The sequence below is a fragment of the Nostoc sp. DSM 114161 genome (assembly GCF_052692665.1).
On the sequence record NZ_CP195141.1, the window covers coordinates 6,838,059 to 6,858,189 of the forward strand.

General features: G+C 36.3%; 7 protein-coding genes. All 7 read left to right on the forward strand.

The genetic code is table 11. From position 1 onward, the window contains the following. The first annotated feature begins 6 nt into the window (after positions 1-6). The 7 genes from NSTC745_RS28680 to NSTC745_RS28710 all read left to right on the forward strand — a co-directional run bounded on the left by NSTC745_RS28680 (position 7) and on the right by NSTC745_RS28710 (position 20,111). A complete protein-coding gene (locus NSTC745_RS28680) occupies positions 7-5,577 on the forward strand; it encodes an amino acid adenylation domain-containing protein (protein ID WP_445634029.1) in 5,571 nt (1,856 codons plus the stop codon). Between the two features lie 59 nt (positions 5,578-5,636). Then, positions 5,637-8,861: a non-ribosomal peptide synthetase gene (locus tag NSTC745_RS28685; protein ID WP_445634030.1), complete on the forward strand. Its 3,225-nt coding sequence runs from the start codon at positions 5,637-5,639 to the stop codon at positions 8,859-8,861. Between the two features lie 14 nt (positions 8,862-8,875). Then, positions 8,876-13,588 (forward strand): SDR family NAD(P)-dependent oxidoreductase, encoded by a 4,713-nt coding sequence (locus tag NSTC745_RS28690; RefSeq protein WP_445634031.1) that lies wholly within the window; start codon positions 8,876-8,878, stop codon positions 13,586-13,588. Then, a complete protein-coding gene (locus tag NSTC745_RS28695; protein WP_445634032.1) occupies positions 13,588-14,991 on the forward strand; it encodes a condensation domain-containing protein in 1,404 nt (467 codons plus the stop codon). The genes NSTC745_RS28690 and NSTC745_RS28695 overlap by 1 nt, the downstream gene beginning before the upstream one ends. Before the next feature lie 11 nt (positions 14,992-15,002). Next, the gene (locus NSTC745_RS28700; protein WP_445634033.1) at positions 15,003-15,884 is read left to right on the forward strand and encodes a cupin-like domain-containing protein; all 882 of its coding nucleotides are present in this window, start codon (positions 15,003-15,005) and stop codon (positions 15,882-15,884) included. A 40-nt stretch (positions 15,885-15,924) separates the two neighbouring features. Beyond that, complete coding sequence (ectB, locus tag NSTC745_RS28705) at positions 15,925-17,181, forward strand: diaminobutyrate--2-oxoglutarate transaminase (RefSeq protein ID WP_445634034.1); 1,257 nt, start codon at positions 15,925-15,927, stop codon at positions 17,179-17,181. Positions 17,182-17,345: 164 nt separating this feature from the next. Continuing rightward, complete coding sequence (locus tag NSTC745_RS28710; RefSeq protein ID WP_445634035.1) at positions 17,346-20,111, forward strand: non-ribosomal peptide synthetase; 2,766 nt, start codon at positions 17,346-17,348, stop codon at positions 20,109-20,111. Positions 20,112-20,131: the final 20 nt, after the last annotated feature.

Below are 20,131 nucleotides of genomic sequence, written 5' to 3' on the forward strand. Positions count from 1 at the left end.
AATAAAATGAAAAATATTGAAGATTTTTATCCACTTTCTCCGATCCAGCAGGGCATATTATTTCACAGCCTTTATGCCCCAGACTCAGCAGTTTATTGCGAAGTTTTCAGTTGTAATATCCAAGGAGAACTGAATATTTCAGCATTTAAGCAAGCTTGGGAACAATTGCTAGAACGTCACGCGATTTTGCGAACGTCTTTTGTTTGGGAAGGTTTAAAAGAACCTGCTCAGATTGTACACAAGCAAGTTCAGTTGCCTTGGGAGAAACAAGATTGGCGTGAAATTGAAAATATTACGCAGCAAAAGCGTATCGAAAGTTTTTTAGCCGCAGAACAACAGCGCAGTTTTGATATTTCCCAAGCACCGTTGATGCGGTTAACTCTGATTCAATTAGCCGAAAACAACTATGAATTTATTTGGAGTCAACATCACTTGTTACTGGATGGGTGGTCTTCATCTTTGGTGATGGATGAAGTTTTTGCGTTTTACAAAGCATTTAGCTCGAATCAAAATTTATCTTTAAAAAAACCTCGTCCTTACCGAGATTATATAGCTTACCTACAACAGCAGAATCTCTCCAAAAGTGAGACTTTCTGGCGACAGTATTTGCAACAGTTTACAGTAAATACTCCTTTGGGTGTAGACTACACCTCTAGTAATTTGCCTGATGAAAATAAAGAATATAAACAACAGCAAATTAAACTATCAACAACCGAAACATTAGCATTGCAGTCTTTTGCACGACGGGAACAGCTAACTTTAAATACTTTAATACAGGGCACATGGGCTATTCTCTTGAGTCGTTACAGTGGCGAGAACGATGTTGTTTTTGGAACTGTTGTTTCTGGTCGAGGTAATTTAGCTGAAACTGAATCAATGGTGGGGGTGTTAATCAACACTTTGCCACTGCGAGTGCGTGTAAATCCAGAAGAATCTCTTATCTCTTGGTTAAAGCAACTGCAAATACAGCAAAATGAAACGCGCCAGTATGAGCAATGCCCATTAATCAAAATTCAAAAGTGGAGTGATATACCAACTGGGCAACCTTTGTTTGAAAGTATAGTTAATTTTCAGAATTACCAAACAGATTTTTCTAAACTAGAACAAGTCAGCAATTTAAAAATATCTAATATTTGTAGTTTTATGCATCCTCATTATCCACTCACTGTTTCGGTGAAGGTGGATTCAGAATTATTATTAGAAATTTTCTATGAAAGCTCTCGGTTTGAATCAAGTACAATTGCTCGGACGTTGGGGCATTTTTGTACATTATTATTGGGTATGACAGCCAGCCAGCAACAGCGTATTAAAGACTTGCCGTTGCTGACTGCACAAGAACATCGCCAATTGTTGATAGATTGGAATAATACCCAAGTTGATTATCCTCAAAAGTGCATTTATCAGTTATTTGAAGCGCAAGTAGAAAAAACACCTGATGCAGTAGCAGCAGTATTTGAAAACGAGCAATTAACCTATGGCGAACTCAACGCCAGAGCGAATCAATTAGCGCATTATTTACAACAACTGGGAGTAAAGCCGGAAGTTTTGGTAGGGATTTGTGTAGAACGTTCCCTGAATATGCTTATCGGATTATTAGCGGTACTCAAAGCAGGCGGAGCATACATTCCGCTAGATCCGAGTTATCCAAAGGAACGATTAGCATTTATTTTAGAAGATACTCAAGCTCCAGTATTATTAACTCAAACGTCGCTTTTAGAAGTACTACCGCAACAAAAAACCCAAGTTGTTTGTTTAGATGCACATTGGCAGAAGATTGCACAACAAAGTCAGGAGAATTTATTTTCTGAACTAACTACTAATAACCTAGCTTACGTCATCTATACATCTGGCTCCACAGGCAAACCGAAAGGCGTACAAATTCCTCACAGCGCTTTGAGCAACTTTTTGTACTCCATGAAGCAAAGGCCGGGATTAACCGAAAATGATACTTTACTGGCAGTTACGACTTATGCTTTTGATATTGCTGCCTTAGAACTTTTCCTGCCAATTATAGTTGGTGGATGTTTAGTTATTGCTAGTCGGGAAATAGCCTCGGACGGAATTCAATTGTCAGCAAAACTAACAGACTCAAAAGCAACAGTTATGCAAGCGACACCAGCAACTTGGCAATTACTTTTAACAGCAGGCTGGAGTGGGAATGATTTATTAAAAATTCTCTGTGGAGGAGAGGCTTTACCTGGATATTTAGCCAACCAATTATTGCATCGGTGTGTTTGTTTGTGGAATATGTATGGCCCTACAGAAACTACGATTTGGTCAGCTGCATCTGAGGTAGAAACTGATAGGAAAATTATACCGATTAGTGGCGCGATCGCTAATACGCAACTTTACATTTTAGACCAATACAATCAGTTAGTTCCTGTAGGCGTACCAGGGGAATTACATATCGGTGGTGACGGACTTGCACGAGGTTATTTCAACCGTCCCGACTTGACAGCAGAGAAATTTATACCAAATCCATTTAGTGAAAAAGCTACGCGTTTGTATAAAACAGGAGATTTAGCCCGCTATTTAGCAAATGGAGAAATAGAGTACATTGGTCGAATTGACCACCAAGTAAAAGTCCGTGGTTTTCGTATTGAATTAGGAGAAATTGAAGCACTCCTCACCCAACATTCCGCAGTCCGAGAAGCCGTAGTTGTAGTACGTAAAGATTCATTAGATTCTAAAAGAATAGTCGCTTATTTAGTCCCTGAAAGCCAAGAAACATTAATAGTTTCTGAACTGCGTAGCTTTTTGGAGTCAAAATTACCAAGCTACATGATGCCAACAAATTTTGTAATTTTAGAGGCACTACCGCTAACACCTAATGGTAAAGTTGACCGTAAGGCGCTACCCGCACTTGATAAAGTACTTCCAGAATTTGAGGAAAACTTTGTTGCACCTCAAACCGCTATGGAAAAACAATTAGTGACGATTTGGATGGAAGTACTGGGCTTACAGCAGATAGGAATAAACGACAACTTTTTTGAGTTAGGCGGGCACTCACTTCTAGCAACTCAAGTGATATCTCGTATTAATAAAAATCTTGATATCGAATTGCCAATACGGCGAATTTTTGAACTACCAACAATCGCAAAATTAGCCAAAAACCTTGAGGCAAAACAGCTAGATATCAACTCACTACCACCAATTGAACGAGTTTCACGAGACAAAGAACTACCTTTATCCTTTGCTCAAAAAAGATTGTGGTTTCTAGAACAATTGGAAAGAGGAAGTTCTACATATAATATGCCCGCTGCCGTTTACCTGAACGGACGTTTAGATATAAGTGCTTTAGAGCAAACTTTTAAAGAACTCTTACGCCGCCAAGAAGTATTACGGACTAGCTTTAAAAAAGTAAATGGAAATCCCGTACAAATAATCGCTTCATCTGTTCCTATTTCTGTGCCAATCATAGATTTAAGTGAAATTTCACCACAAAAGCAATTTGTTACGGTACAGCAGTCAATTTTGGAAGAAGCCCAACGCCCTTTTGATTTAACTAAAAGTCCATTGCTGCGAGTTAATTTATTGCGTTTAGCTGAAGAGTCTTATGTATTAGTGTTAGTAATGCACCACATTATTTCTGATGGTTGGTCAATTGGCGTACTTATTCGTGAATTATCTGCGCTTTATGCAGCTTTCAGCAAAAAAGAACCTTTATCTTTAGCAGAATTGCCAATTCAATATGCAGACTTCGCTTACTGGCAAAATCAGTGGCTGCAAGGAGAAGTGATGGAGAAACATTTATCTTATTGGAAACAGCAACTTGCTAACTTACCCCTACTGGAATTACCTACCGACTATCCCCGTCCTGAAATCCAAACTTTTCGCGGTAGTACACAACATCTAAAACTATCAAAAGAACTTTGTGAAGAAATTAAAGCATTAAGCCGTAAGGAAGAAGTCACTCTATTTATGACTCTATTGGCAGCATTTAAAAGCTTAATACATTACTGTACAAAGCAAGATGATATTGTTATCGGTACTGATGTTGCTAACCGTAATTACCCAGAAACAGAAAATATTATTGGTTTTTTTGTTAATCAATTAGTATTACGTACTAACCTGGCAGGTAATCCAACTTTTCAGGAATTATTGAAACGCGTTCGTGAGGTGACATTGGCTGCTTACGAACATCAAGATATGCCATTCGATCGGTTAGTATTAGCTTTGAAACCAGAACGAGATTTGAGCCGTACACCTCTGTTTCAATCTAAGTTTGTTCTCCAAAATGCTCCAACACTTCCACTAGAACTTCAAGGCTTGAAGTTGAAAATTGTCGAACACATTGACAATGGCACAGCTAAGTTTGATTTACTACTTACTATGTGGGAAACTGAACAAGGGTTAAGTGGTAGTTTGGAATATAGCACAGACTTATTTAACGCTACTGCGATCGCTAAATTTATTACAGATTATGAAATAATTTTGCGTGCCGTTGTTACTCAACCTAATATTAAATTTGCAGGCATAAAAGAAATATTGGCAGCAGCAGACAAGCAAAGGCAAGAGGCAAAACAAGAAGAATTTAAACAAGCCCGCAGTCAAAAATTTAAAGCATTTAAATCGCAACCTAAACCTAAAGTAATTAACTTATCGCCAGAACAATTAATTACAGAATCTTTTTTAGAGTCTGGAGGTAAACTTCCTCTGGTTATTTCGCCTAAATTCAGCGATTTAAATTTGCCAAATTGGGCTGAAAAGAATCAAGAATTTATCATCAATAACTTATTTAAATATGGAGGAATTTTATTTAGAGGTTTTGCTATTAATCAAAAAGAGGATTTTGAACAATTCGTTAGTGCCGTATGTCCTCAATTAATGCCTTACACAGAATCTTCCACACCTCGTACTAAATTAAGCGAGAAAGTTTATACTTCTACTGAATTTCCTGCTGACCAAACTATTGCCTTACATAATGAATCATCCTATGCCAATACCTATCCGATGAAGATATGGTTTTGTTGCATAGAACCTGCAAGCGAAGGAGGAGAAACTCCAATTGCTGATGTGAGAAAAGTATTTCAACGTATTCATCCTCGCATTAGAGAACGCTTTCAAGAAAAAGGCTGGATGTTAGTTCGCAATTATGGAGATGGATTTGGTTTACCTTGGCAAAAAGTCTATCACACAACAGACAAAACTGTGATGGAAGAATATTGTCGTAATGCTTGTATTGAAGTTGAGTGGAAAGATAACAACCGTTTAAGAACTCGTCAAGTCCGTCCAGCCATAGCAAAACACCCAAAAACAGGTGAAATGGTTTGGTTTAACCACATTGTTTTTTGGCATGTATCGAGTTTGCAAACACAATTTCTAGATAAATTTTTCAGCGAGTTTACACAAGAAGATTTACCTTACAACACTTTTTATGGCGATGGTTCTCCCATTGAAGACTCAATTATTGCAGAAATTCGTGAAGCTTATCAACAAGAAATGATTGTTTATCCTTGGCAAAAAGGGGATATATTAATGCTCGATAATATGTTGACAGCCCACGCCCGTAATCCCTACTCTGGTTCGAGAAAAATTTTAACTGCAATGGGCGAACCTTTTCAGCATTATTTTTAATAAATTATCTCTCTGTGTTCTCAGCGTCTGTGCGGTTCGTTTAAAAAATTAACTGTATCATGAATAATCAAGTAATCCACGGTTTTCAACTTTCACCACAACAAAAACATTTATGGCTATTACAACAAGAGAACAATAGCCTTAGTTATTATTCATTTAGTGCGGTGGAAATTACAGGTAATTTAAATATAGAGACGTTGAAGACTGCCTTCAAAACTATTATCAATAGACATCAAATCCTTTGCACGAGTTTTCACTGCTTACCAGGAATGAATATTCCGCTACAAGTGATTGAAAACAGCAGTGATTTGTTAATAAAAGAGCATGACTTTAGAGCAATTCCACCAGAAGAACAAAATAATACTGTTGAATTACTAGTTGAATCTATTAAACAGCAAAATTTTGACTTACAAAAATCATCATTACAAATATCTTTAGCTACTTTATCAGAATCTAGATATGTATTACTGTTAAAATTACCTGCATTCTACGCAGATCCAAATTCACTCAGTAATTTATTAGCAGAAGTAGCTCGCGCTTACACTGGGAATTTATATGATAATGAGCCAGTGCAATACATTGTTTTTTCAGACTGGCAGAATGAATTATTAGAGTCAGAAGAAGCAGAAATTGGTAGAAAATATTGGCGAGAAAAAGATATTAACCATATTTTTAGCTTGAAACTACCAAATGAAAATGTATTTTCTGAGAAAACTGAATTTAAACCACAAATTTTTAGTCAGATAATTCCGCCTCAACTGATAGCTAAAATAAATGCGATCGCCGAAAAATTTAATACTACTGAATCATCATTATTACTAACATGCTGGCAAATACTATTATGGCGTTTGACTAATGTACCAAGTATGGTTGTTGGTACTTATTGCGATGGGAGATCGGAAGAAGAACTCCAAGCAATGCTGGGACTACTTGCCAAATATGTGCCAGTGGATTGCTATCTGCAAGGTAATTTAAAGTTTAGCGAAGCTTTAGAGCAAATTAGTTTGAATCAAAATCAAGCTTATGAATGGCAAGATTGCTTTAATTGGGAATTAATTTCAGGATTAGTCTTGCCCTTTTGCTTTGAGTTTATAGAGCAAAATCGACAAATATTGACTACAAGTACAGTTAAATTTTCTCTAATACAGCAATATGTTTGTTTTAGCAGGTTCAAAGTAAAATTATCGTTTCTACGTACTGAAAATTCTCTTCACGCTGAATGGCAATATGATTCAGACTTATTCTTGCCAGAAGATATCGAACGATTATCAGGACAATTTTCTACTCTCTTAGAAAATGCAATTAACGCTCCAAATGCACTGCTAAGTCAATTAGAAATACTCAGCGATATTGAACGACAAAAACTGTTGGTTGAGTTTAATAATACAGAAACTGCTTTCCCAGCAAACAAATGTTTTCATCAACTTTTTGCAGAACAAGTAGAACGCACGCCAGACAACATTGCTGTTGTTTATCAAAATCAGCAATTTACCTACCGGGAATTAAATAATCGTGCGAATCAGCTAGCTCATTACCTACAAAAATTAGGTGTTAAACCGGATGTAATGGTGGGGATTTGTGTAGAGCGATCGCACTTAATGTTAATTGCACTTTTAGGTATCTTAAAAGCGGGTGGTGCTTATGTACCGATCGAGCCTAACTATCCCTTAGAAAGAAAGGCTTTTATCCTAAATGATTCTCAAATGCTAGTGCTATTGACTCAACAGCATTTAATGGCAGATTTAGCTACAAATGAAATTAAAGTAATTTGTCTTGATAGCGATTGGGGAACTATAAACCAACAAAAAATTGATAACCCAATTACTACAGCGACTACATTAAATTTAGCTTATGTTATTTACACTTCTGGCTCCACTGGTAAACCTAAAGGAACTCTAATTCCCCATCAAGGATTAGTTAATTACCTCTGTTGGGCTACTCAAAGATATACAGTAGAACAAGGAGTAGGAACTGTAGTTCACTCACCTCTGGGTTTTGACTTAACTATCACCAGTCTGTTATCACCTTTATTAGTCGGCCGCACAGCAGAGTTATTATCAGAAGAACAAGGAATCGAAACACTTTCTCAAGCTTTAAAGAAAAGCTCGAATTTAAGTTTGGTGAAAATAACCCCCGCACACTTGGATTTGCTGAAACAACAGTTATCCAAAGAAGAGATAGTAAATAAAACAAGAGCTTTTATTATTGGTGGGGAAAATTTATTAGCCGAAAGCATTACTTTTTGGCAAGATATAGCCCCAGATACGATATTAGTAAACGAATACGGCCCTACAGAAACGGTAGTAGGCTGCTGTATTTATCAAGTTCCAATAGGAAAACATACTTCAGGTTCCATACCCATTGGTAAACCGATCGCTAATACTCAACTGTACATTTTAGACCAATATTTGCAACCAGTACCAACAGGTGTAGCGGGTGAATTACACATTGGCGGAATTGGATTAGCTAGGGGTTATTTAAATCAACCTGAATTAACAGCACTGAAATTTATTCCCAATCCCTTTAGCAAACAACAAGGCGATCGCCTTTACAAAACTGGCGATTTAGTTCGCTTTTTACCGAGTGGAGATATTGAGTATATAGGTAGAATTGATAACCAAATAAAAATCCGGGGTTTCCGTGTTGAATTAGGAGAAATTGAAGCCGTTATCAATCAGCATCCATCAGTATCTGCAAGTGTAGGGATCGTTCGGGAGGATAAACCAGGAAATCAAAATTTAACAGCCTATATAACTCTTCATCCAGACAAAACAATAACAATTTCTGAACTGCGGCGCTTCTTACAAAATAAATTGCTTGACCATATGATACCAACAGGCTTTATGATATTAGAAGCGTTTCCACTAACATCTAATGGCAAAGTAGACCGTCGAGCATTGCCAATGCCAGATGCCCTACGCCCAGAATTAGAAGTTGCTTATGTGGTACCACAAACTGAAGTAGAAAAAACAATAGCTTCAGTTTGGCAGAAAGCTTTAAATCTTGAAAAAATAGGTATTCACGATAATTTCTTTGAAATTGGCGGTCATTCATTACTTTTAGTTACAGTTCACAGCCAATTGCAGGAAATATTAAATGCAGAACTATCAACCCTTGATTTGTTTAGATATCCCACCATCAATTCTTTAGCGGAGTATTTAAGCTCATCTACAAATAAAACAGTATCTTTACAGGAAACTGAGATCCAAACAGAGAAAATTTCAGCTGGTAAAGCGCAACAAAGAAAACGTTTGCAAAAACTTAAATCAGTTGAAAATAATTAAGGAATTTATAAATTATGAATAGTCCAACTGAAACTTATTCTAATAACGGTTCAGAAATTGCAATTATCGGATTAACAGGAAGATTTCCTGGGGCAAAAAATCTTGATGAATTTTGGCATAATCTCCAAAATGGTGTAGAGTCAATTTCTTTTTTTAGTGACGAAGAACTATTAGCATCAGGAGTAGATTCAGAACTTATTAGTAATCCCAATTATGTGAAAGCCAATGCTATTTTAGAAGATGCAGAACTTTTTGACGCTGCCTTTTTTGGTTTTAATCCCAGAGACGCAGAAATGACCGATCCCCAACACCGAATTTTTTTAGAGTGTGCTTGGGAAGCGTTGGAAAACGCTGGATATAATTCGGAAACCTATAATGGTGCCATAGGTGTTTTTGCTAGTTCTAACTTAAGCGGTTATTTACTAAACATTTATTTTAATCAAAATATTAGAAACTCAATAGACGAACATCAGCTAACAATTGCTGCTGATAAAGATTATCTGGCTACACGTACTTCTTACAAACTTAATTTAACTGGGCCTAGTTATGCAGTTCAAACAGCTTGTTCGAGTTCATTAGTAGCAGTACATTTAGCCTGCCAAAGTTTGCTCAACGGTGAATGTGATATTGCTTTAGTTGGTGGCGTTTCTATCAGTGCATCAAGAAAAACTGGCTATTTATATAAAGAGGGAGGTATTAAATCTCCTGACGGACATTGCCGTGCTTTTGATGCTAAAGCACAGGGAACCGTAAGTGGAGAAGGTGTGGGAATCGTTGTATTAAAAAGATTAGAAGATACATTAAATGATGGAGATTTTATTCATGCTGTGATTAAAGGTTCTGCCATTAATAACGACGGTTCAAACAAAGTTAGCTACACAGCACCCCGGATAGAAGGTCAAGCCAAAGTTATTAAAACCGCTCAATTTGTTGCAGAAGTAGAACCAGAAACAATCACTTATATTGAAGCTCACGGGACAGGAACTTCCTTAGGAGATCCGATTGAAATTGCTGCACTAACGCAAGCATTTCAAAGTAGTACAAAAAATAAGAATTTCTGTGCAATTGGTTCTTTAAAAACAAATATTGGGCACCTAGATGCAGCCGCTGGTGTTGCAGGTTTAATTAAAACAGTTTTAGCTCTCAAACACAAACAAATTCCTCCCAGCTTGCATTTTGAGAAACCAAATCCTCAAATCGATTTCGCCAACAGCACTTTTTATGTCAACAATAAACTTTCTGAATGGAAAGCAGATAAATATCCTAGACGTGCAGGGGTTAGTTCTTTTGGTATTGGCGGTACTAATGCCCATGTAATATTAGAAGAAGCTCCACTTTTTACAAACCAAGGAAGTATTTCTCGTCCCTGGCATTTATTGACTATCTCTGCCAAAACTCCAACAGCATTGGAATCTGCTACAAGTAATCTTGCTAATTATTTGGCACAGCATCCTCAAATCAATATTGCCGATGTAGCTTATACTTTGCAAGTTGGTCGCCGAAATTTTAACCATCGTCGAGTGTTGTTATGTCAGAATATTTCAGATGCAATAAAAACACTAACAGCGCCAGATCAACAAGGAGTTTTTAGCAGTTGTTCAGAAACCCGTAACCATCCAATTGTATTCATGTTTCCCGGACAGGGAGCGCAGTATGTCAACATGGGACGGGAATTATATGAAACAGAATCAATATTTCGGCAACAAATTGATGATTGTTGTGAATTTTTCCAATCGCATTTAAATTTAAATCTTAAGGATATACTTTATCCCACAACATTAGGAACTACAGAAGAAAAACTTAAACAAACTTCCTTAACCCAACCTGCATTATTTGTAATTGAATATGCCCTAGCTAAACTTTGGATGTCGTGGGGCGTGCATCCACAAGCGATGATTGGTCACAGCATTGGCGAGTATGTAGCGGCTTGTATTTCTGGTGTTTTTTCTTTAGAAGAGGCACTGACTTTAGTCGCAATTCGCGGACAATTAATGCAAAATCTCGAACCTGGATCGATGCTTTCTGTTTCTATTTCTGCTCAACAAATACAACCAATGTTGGGTTCAGAACTTTCTTTAGCAGCGAGTAATACACCATCTCTTTGTGTGGTTTCTGGTGCTACAAATGCCATAGAAATATTACAAAATAAATTGACTGAGCAAGGTATAGATTGTCGCCGTCTGCATATGTCTCATGCTTTCCATTCTCAAATGATGGAGCCGATTTTAGAGCCATTTGTGCGACACGTTAGAAAAGTCAATCTGAAAGCACCTCAAATTCCTTTTGTTTCTAATGTTACCGGAACTTGGATTACGGCAGACCAAGCAACCGATCCTAACTACTGGACTAAACATTTACGACAAGCGGTATTGTTTAACGAAGGAATTGCTGAACTGCTGCAACAACCAGAGCGAATATTTTTAGAAATCGGCCCGGGACGCACATTAACTACCCTAACTAAACGACAGTTAGCTTCACAAACTATGGTGCTAACTTCGCTGCGGCATCCTCAAGAGCAAGTTTCTGATGTGGCATTTTTGCTTAATACTCTCTCTCGGCTTTGGTTAGCAGGATTACCGATAAATTGGGCGGGCTTTTATGCTTGTGAGCAACGCAAACACATTCCTTTGCCTACTTATCCTTTTGAGCGTCAGCGTTATTGGATTGAGGCTAATTCTGAAACTGCGTTATCAACAATATCGCCAAAATCATTAGGTAAAAAGCCAAATATTGCTGATTGGTTTTATATCCCAAGCTGGAAACAATCTACACCAATTGAATTATTCCAACCAATTGAAAAAAATACCTGCTGGTTAGTTTTTATAGATGACTATGGAGTTGGCAATGCAGTTACCAAACAACTCGAACAGCAAAGTCAAGATGTAATTATAGTTAGAGTTGCTGATAAATTTACTCAGAGCAACAAATATACATATACTATTAACCCGCAACAAAAAAATGATTACGATACTTTGTTTAAAGCACTGCAAAAGCAAAGTTTGATTCCAAATGCGATCGCTCATTTTTGGAGCATTACACCAAATGATAGTTTACCTACTTTTGAAAGTTGTCAGAAGCTCGGCTTTTGGAGTTTGTTGTATTTGGCGCAGGCATTAGGAAAGCAAAATATCAGTGATTATTTAAAGTTAAAAGTTGTAACTAATAATTTATATAATGTCATCGGCGATGAAAAGCTACGCCCAGAGAAATCAACGATATTGGGTGCTTGTAAGGTAATTCCTAAAGAATATTCAAATATTCATTGCTCTCTTATTGATGTCATAATTCCTACTGCTCAAATCACCCATAAATTTGCCAAATATCTGATTACAGAAGTAACAACCAAGCAAACCGAAAATATTGTTGCTTATCGGGGATATTATCGCTGGATTCCAACCTTTGAAAATGTACGTTTAGATGAAAATATCCCAGGTAAAGCTAAGTTAAAAAAAGCAGGAGTTTACTTAATTACTGGTGGACTTGGCGGTATAGGTTTGGTGCTGGCGGAACATTTAGCGAAGACAGTACAAGCTAAGTTAATTTTAATTGGTAGGAAGGGATTACCAGAGCGATCGCAATGGCAACAATGGCTAGAAACTCACGATCGTCAAGATTTTGTTAGCCGCAAGATACAAAAAATGTTAGCACTTGAAAAATTAGGATCGGAAATTGAGATTAAAAGTACTGATGTCGCCAGCTACGAAAAAATGCAGGTAGCTATTAGTGAAGCTTTAGAAAAATTTGGTCAAATTAATGGCGTCATCCATGCAGCGGGTATTGCTGGCGGTGGCATGATTCAACTCAAAACAGAGGATGTAGCAAACAGTGTCTTCGCAGCAAAAGTCAAGGGCACATTAGTATTAGAACAGATTTTAAAGTCCAAAAATATTACTTTAGATTTCTTGGTACTTTGTTCATCCCAAAGTTCTATCTTGAGTGAATTTGGACAGGTAGATTATTGTGCCGCCAATGCATTTCTAGATGTTTATGCAAATTATCGTGCTTCTCAATCTGACGAATTCACAGTGTCAATCAATTGGGATACTTGGCAAGAAGTAGGGATGGCAGTAGAGACAACACTACCAGAACAATTAAAGCTGCAACGTGAAGAAGAAATTAAAAAAGGAATACTACCTCAAGAAGGTGCTGAAGCTTTTAATCGTATTTTGTTAAGTGGTTTGCCTCGTGTTGTTGTCTCAACCCAAGACTTTCAACAAGTAATTGAACAGAATAATTCTTTCAATTATGTAGACCAAGATTTAAGTATTTTATCGGAGACATCAAAAACAAATTCTGCCGAATATAGGCATCCACGTCCGAACTTAGCAAATGCTTATGTTGCTCCCCGTAACGAAATCGAGCAGACTCTAGCGGATATTTGGCAACAATTTTTGGGAATTGACAAGGTGGGTATTCATGACAACTTCTTTGAGTTGGCAGGAGACTCAATTATTACAATTCAAATTGTTGCCAAAGCTAACCAATTAGGCCTCAAGTTAACTTCTCAACAAATGTTTCTACACCAAACTATTGCTGAATTAGTAATAGCAGCAAATTTAAATGAGACTAAGCAAAATGATTTCAAAGATGAAGAGGTTTATCTTACACCGACTCAGCAGCGAGCAGAAAAATATACACCCTCTGATTTTCCCAGAGCTAACTTGAACCAACAAGACTTAGACAAATTGTTCGCAAAAATCAACCGATTAAGTGAGAAAAAAGCATAATGAAACCAGAAAATGTAGAAGATATATATGAACTTACACCAGTTCAAAAGGGAATGCTATTCCATTGTTTGTATGCGAAAGAATCAGCCTTATATTTTTTCCACCACACCTTAACTTTACATGGGCATCCAAATATAGAGGCTTTTGAACAAGCATGGCAGCAAGTAGTAGATAGACATACTATTTTGCGTACAGGATTTTATTGGGAAGACATTGATAATCCATTACAAGTTGTCTATAAACAAGTAAAAATTAGTCTAAATCAATATGATTGGCGTGGTATTGAGCAAGCAGAACAACAAAAGAAATTGAAGTTATTTTTAGAGAGCGATCGCCAATTATGTTTTGACTTTTCCCAACCATGTTTAATGCGTCTCTCTCTCATTCGTCTTGCTGATGATTGCTATGAATTTATTTGGAGTAATCATCATATAATTATAGACGGTTGGACAACTCCGATAATATTAGAAGAATGCCTACAAATTTACGCAGCACTTTGTGAATCCAAACAAGCTAACTTACCGCCAGCGCGTCCTTTTAGGAATTATATCGACTGGTTACAGCAACAAAATATAGCTAAGACCGAAAGTTATTGGCGGCAAGCACTACAAGGAGTAAAAGTACCAACTCCCTTAACTTATATAGAAAATAACCAACTACCTGACCAAAAAGAAAGGTATGACGAAGAAAAAATTCAATTATCACAAGCAACTACAAAAACGCTGCTATCTTTTGCTACAAAAAATCGTCTAACTCTTGCCACATTAGTTCATGGAATTTGGTCTATTCTTCTGAGCCGTTACACTTGTCGTGACAATATCATGTATGGATGTACTGTTACAGGAAGACCAGTAGACTTAGCCGACGTACATACAATGGTTGGTATGTTTATAAATACCTTACCAATTAATGTCAAGTTAAATCCTAACCAACAAGTGTTGTCATGGCTACAATATTTTCAGACCCAATTAGTAGAAGCACGGCATCATGAATATACTCCCCTAACACAAATTCAAGGCTGGAGTGAAGTACCTCGAAATTTACCTTTCTTTGAAACAATTGTTGTAGTTGAGAACCTTCCTGTTAGCCAATTTGTCAGAAATTGGAAAGGCGATATAGAATTTGAACCGACTGGAACCTATTACAGAAACAACTATCCTCTGAATTTAGTTATCTATCCCGAATCAGAAATTATAGTAGCAATTTCATACAATGCTTCTAGATTTGATATTCCTACAATTACTGGGATAATTAGAGATTTTCAAGTACTTCTCGAAGAAATTATCAATAATCCTGGCGTTCCAATCAAAGAACTATCACTTTCGACACCACAACAACAGCAAATATTAACTGCTTTAGAAAAAGAAGCATCATTTGATTGGCAATTAGCTGCAACATTTTAAGGTATTAAAGCATGATTATTTCCTCTGCAATAGAAAGAAGATATAAGCTCTCAAGTGATGAATTCAAAAAAAGTTATGTTGAACTAGGTAAACCAGTCATAATTTCTGGAGTAATTTCCAATTGGAGTGGGTTTGATAATTGGTCTTTAAAATACTTAAAAAAAATCTCTCCATCTCTAAATATTTATGCCAAGAGATTTAGCAATAAGGAAATCGAAATATGCCGTTTGACGATGAAAAAATATATAGAGCTAATAGAAAGCTATGAAAAAGATAGTGAAAATTGTCCTCTACCACCATATTGCCATGACTTACCTTTATTTAGCTTAATTCCTTCACTAATAGAGGACGTTAAACCATTTCCTTTTGAATATTTGCCTGAATGGTATTGGTACAAGTGGTGGCGTTACTGCCAGTTTTTTTTAGGTTGTTCTAACAGTATTACACCGCTACATTTTGATTGTCTTCTCACTAACAATATCTTTTTCCAAATTGCCGGACGCAAACAATTTACCATCTTATTAGCTGAAGATGCCAAATATTGTTATCGCCAAGGCTGGAGATGGTTTAGTGTTAATCCAGAAAATCCAGATTTTAATAAATATCCTGATTACAAAAGTGCTAGACCGATTACATTTATTGTCAATCCTGGGGAGATTTTATATATGCCTCCTGGAACGCTGCATCATGTTAGAAGTTTAGATATGTCAATTTCTTTCAATATCGATTGGCATACTCAAAAAAGTTCCTTAACTGCTTTAGCAGCTATTAAAAAAGGGATGCCAGTTCAAAATTTATATTACAACTGGTTATTAACGATGGGTTTAGTATTTAAAGTACCTCCTCAAATAATTTTCAAATTCTATAAATCTTATCTCAATTATGTTTCTTAAGAAGTATACGCTCGGTTTGTAATTCAAATCTAAAAATCTCATGAACATATTTGAAAAGCGTGAATCTAACGTCAGAAGCTATTGCCATAATTTTCCGGATATCTTTCATAGAGCTAAAGGTTCTATAATTTATTCCGAATCAGGGAAAGAATATATTGATTTTTTTGCTGGAGCAGGGGCTTTAAATTATGGACATAACCATGATTATATAAAACAAAGGGTTATTTCATATTTAGATGCTGATGGCATTGCACATGGACTGGATATGTATACTTCAGCTAAAGAAAAGTTTTTAGCGAAGTTTGATGAAGTCATACTCAGTTCAAAAAAACTAGATTATCGCATTCAATTTTGCGGCCCAACAGGAACAAATGCAGTAGAAGCTGCTTTAAAATTAGCCAGAAAAGTTAAAAAAAGACCTGGTATTTTCTCCTTTATGGGAGGATATCATGGAATGACTTTAGGCAGCTTATCAATTAGTGGTAATGTCGGAATTCGAGCAGGCGCAATTGGTACATCAAGTAATGTAACATTTATGCCTTATCCTTATGGATTTATGGAGAGTTTTGACACAATAGAATATATACAATCGGTTTTAAATGACGTTAATTCTGGAATTGAAAAACCGGCAGCAATAATCTTTGAAACAGTGCAAGCCGAAGGTGGAGTTATTGTCGCTCCCATTGACTGGATGCAAAGATTAAGAAAGTTGTGTAATGAGAATGATATTTTATTAATCTGCGATGATATTCAAGTCGGCTGCGGTAGAACGGGGTCTTTCTTTTCTTTTGAAAGAGCAGATATTGTTCCCGATATGGTAGTACTATCTAAATCAATTAGCGGGTATGGGTTCCCCATGTCGCTATTATTAATTAAGCCAGAGTTGGATATCTGGGAACCGGGCGAACATAATGGTACTTTTAGAGGAAATCAATTAGCATTTATTGGAGCAACAGCGGCTCTAGAGTATCGAGAAAGTTTTGATTTTGAACAAGATGTGAAAACCAAAGAGCTTTTTTTGAAAAATTTTCTCACTCAAAAAATAGCATCAATTAGTGAAAAAATTGAAATTCGCGGGATTGGAATGATTTGGGGAATTGATTTAAAAAGTTTTGTCGATCGCACTTTATCTCAACGTATCGCATCGCGTTGTTTTGAGCTAGGATTAATCATTGAAAAAGCAGGCAGAAATGATAGTGTACTTAAAATTCTGCCACCTCTAATAATTGATATGTGCAGCTTGCAAAAGGGTTGTTCAATTATCAAAGCAGCCTTTGATGATTGTATATCAAATTAGATTTATACCAATTCTGTATGAAGATGGACAGAATTAAAAAAAACGAACCGCCAAGAACACCAAGAATGCCAAGAATAGAGCATGACTTCTTCAGTGCAGCTTCACATAAAATTGGTATTACGTATTAGTTGATTTGCCAAGTAGTTGATTACTAGGAAAAGATTATGGGTTTACATCTACACTCGCATGACACATTCTCTGAAAAAATTTATTGGATAAATAAACTATCAGGAGAATTACCAGAAACAAATTTAATGCTGGACTATGTAAGACCTTTATTCCCTAGTGCTAGCAAAAAATCTCTCAGCTTTGACTTATCAAATGATTTATCTCAAAGAATTATTAAACTTGGGAAAGGTTCTTATTTTTCAATTTATTTAATACTTTTATCTGCCTTTAAAATATTGCTACCAAAATATACGCGAAACAATGATGTTATCGTTGGCATACCAGTATATGAAAAAATTGGAACAGATGACGTAAATAGCAAAGTGATTCCTTTGCGTACCCAAGTTATACCTCAGCTTTCATTCCAAGATTTTGTTTTGCAAGTCAAAGATGCTGCCATAGATGCTTATAGTCATCAAAATTATGATTTTAATGAATTAATTAGATTATTAGAAATACCGACGATTACCAATCGCTCTCCAATTTTTGATATAGTAGTTTTACTAGAAAATATCCATCAAAAAAGCCACTTAAACCAACTCAATAATGACATTACAATTTTTTTTACGGTTAATGGTGAAACTATTAGTGTTGATATAGAATATGGCGAACATCTGTTTGAAGATGAAAATATTAAATTTATGAGCAGATGTTATGTCAATGTTCTAGAAAGTTGCCTGAATAAAGTTGATGTTAAAATTTCTGATGTTGTTTTATTAAAAGACTCTGATAGATACAAATTATTACAGGACTATAACAACAATATTAAAGAATATCCAGTCGAACAGACAATAAACCAATTATTTGAAAAGCAAGTATCTCACACTCCAAATAATATAGCTGTAGTTCATGAGCAAACTCAATTAACTTATGAAGAACTAAATCATAAAGCTAATCAGGTAGCTGAGTTGTTGCGGAAATTAGGACTTAATCAAGGAGAGTTTGTAGGGATTTTCAAAGACCGCGATATTAATTTTATCATTGCTATCCTTGCTATCTACAAGGCAGGTGGAGCTTATGTACCCATTGATAGTACTTATCCACCTAACCGAATTAAATATATGCTAGCTAATAGCGAAGTGAGGTTTTTATTTACAGATGCTTCGTTATTGAATGCTTTATCAGACTTAGCAGAAGGTTGTTCGCAGCTATCATCTATTATTTGTTTAGATAGCTTAGTTAACGGTCAGAAATTAGATGGCGATCGCCCAGGATTAAAGATATATAATAAGTTAGATTTTGAACATCTGCCTAATGATAATATAGAACCTATTAATGATGCTGCTGACCCAGCTTATATGCTCTATACTTCTGGGTCTACAGGATTACCAAAAGGAGCGATTGTTAGGCATGATGGGGCAATTAACCATATTTATGCTCAATTTGATGAGTTACAGCTAACAGAAGAATTTTCTTTTCTTCAAAGCGCACCTTCATCCACAGATATTTCAGTTTGGCAATTTTTAGCACCGCTTTTAATCGGCGGCAAAACAGTAATAGTAGATGTAGAAACTGTAGGAATTCCTGATAAACTATTTAAGGCACTAAAATCAGAAAAAATTACAGTTGTTGAATTAGTACCTGCATTATTTGGCGGCTTACTCGAATATACCTCCCAGTTAGGAAGTCATGAAAGAGAATTACCCGATTTGAAATGGATGATGGTTGTAGGAGAACCAGTAACGGTAAGTTGGGTAAATAAGTGGCTCCAGATATATCCTGAAATCAAAATTGTTAACGCTTACGGCCCTACCGAAGCTGCTGACGATATTACTCAATTTATTGTTAACCAGCCTTTTGCTGAAAATCAGCGCACAGTACCAATTGGTAAACCATTAGCCAACTTGAATATCTACGTTCTAGATGAGCAAATGCAACTATTACCGATTGGCGCTCCGGGAGAAATTTGTGTTTCGGGAATTGGTGTCGGTGCGGGGTATTGGAAAAATCAAGAAAAAACTAATTTAAGTTTTGTTCCTAACCCCTTTTCAGATAATAGAAAGAAGTTACCACCAAATCGTCAGGATTTAATTTATAAAACTGGAGATTTAGGCAGGTGGCTGGCTGATGGAAATCTTGAATTCCTTGGACGCATTGACCATCAAGTAAAAATTCGCGGTTTCCGAGTAGAACTTGGGGAAATTGAAACATTTTTAAATCAGCATCCGAATGTACGTGAAAATGTTGTCATAGTTCAAGAAGACCAACCAGGTAACTTATTAATTGTTGCTTATCTAGTTGCTAAAATATCGCCAGTTCCTAGTATTAGTAAATTGCGTAGTTTCTTAAAAGAAAAATTACCCGACCACATGTTACCTTCTGCCTTTGTGATGCTAGAAAATCTGCCTCTAGCACCTAGCGGAAAGGTAGATAGGAAAGCTTTACCAAAACCAGATAATCTTCGCCCAGTACTAGAAACAGCTTATGTATTGCCGCGAAATGAGATGGAACGTACAATTGCCGATATTTGGCAGAAAATTCTCAAGGTGGAGAAAGTTGGCATTCAAGATAACTTTTTTGACCTTGGCGGGCATTCGCTAAATGTGCTTCAGGTTTACAGCAAACTGCGAGAGCTTTTTAAACCAGACTTAGCAATAACTGACCTATTTAAATATCCAACAATCAGTTCTATATCTCGATACTTGAACCAAGAAGAAGATGACAGCTTTGAAAATCAAAGCAATGAATTAAATGAACAAATCGAAGCTGGCAAAGCCAGATTAAAGCAACGTTTTTTACAAAAAAGACAACAGAAAGTGTAACGGCTAACAGCCCAATGAAT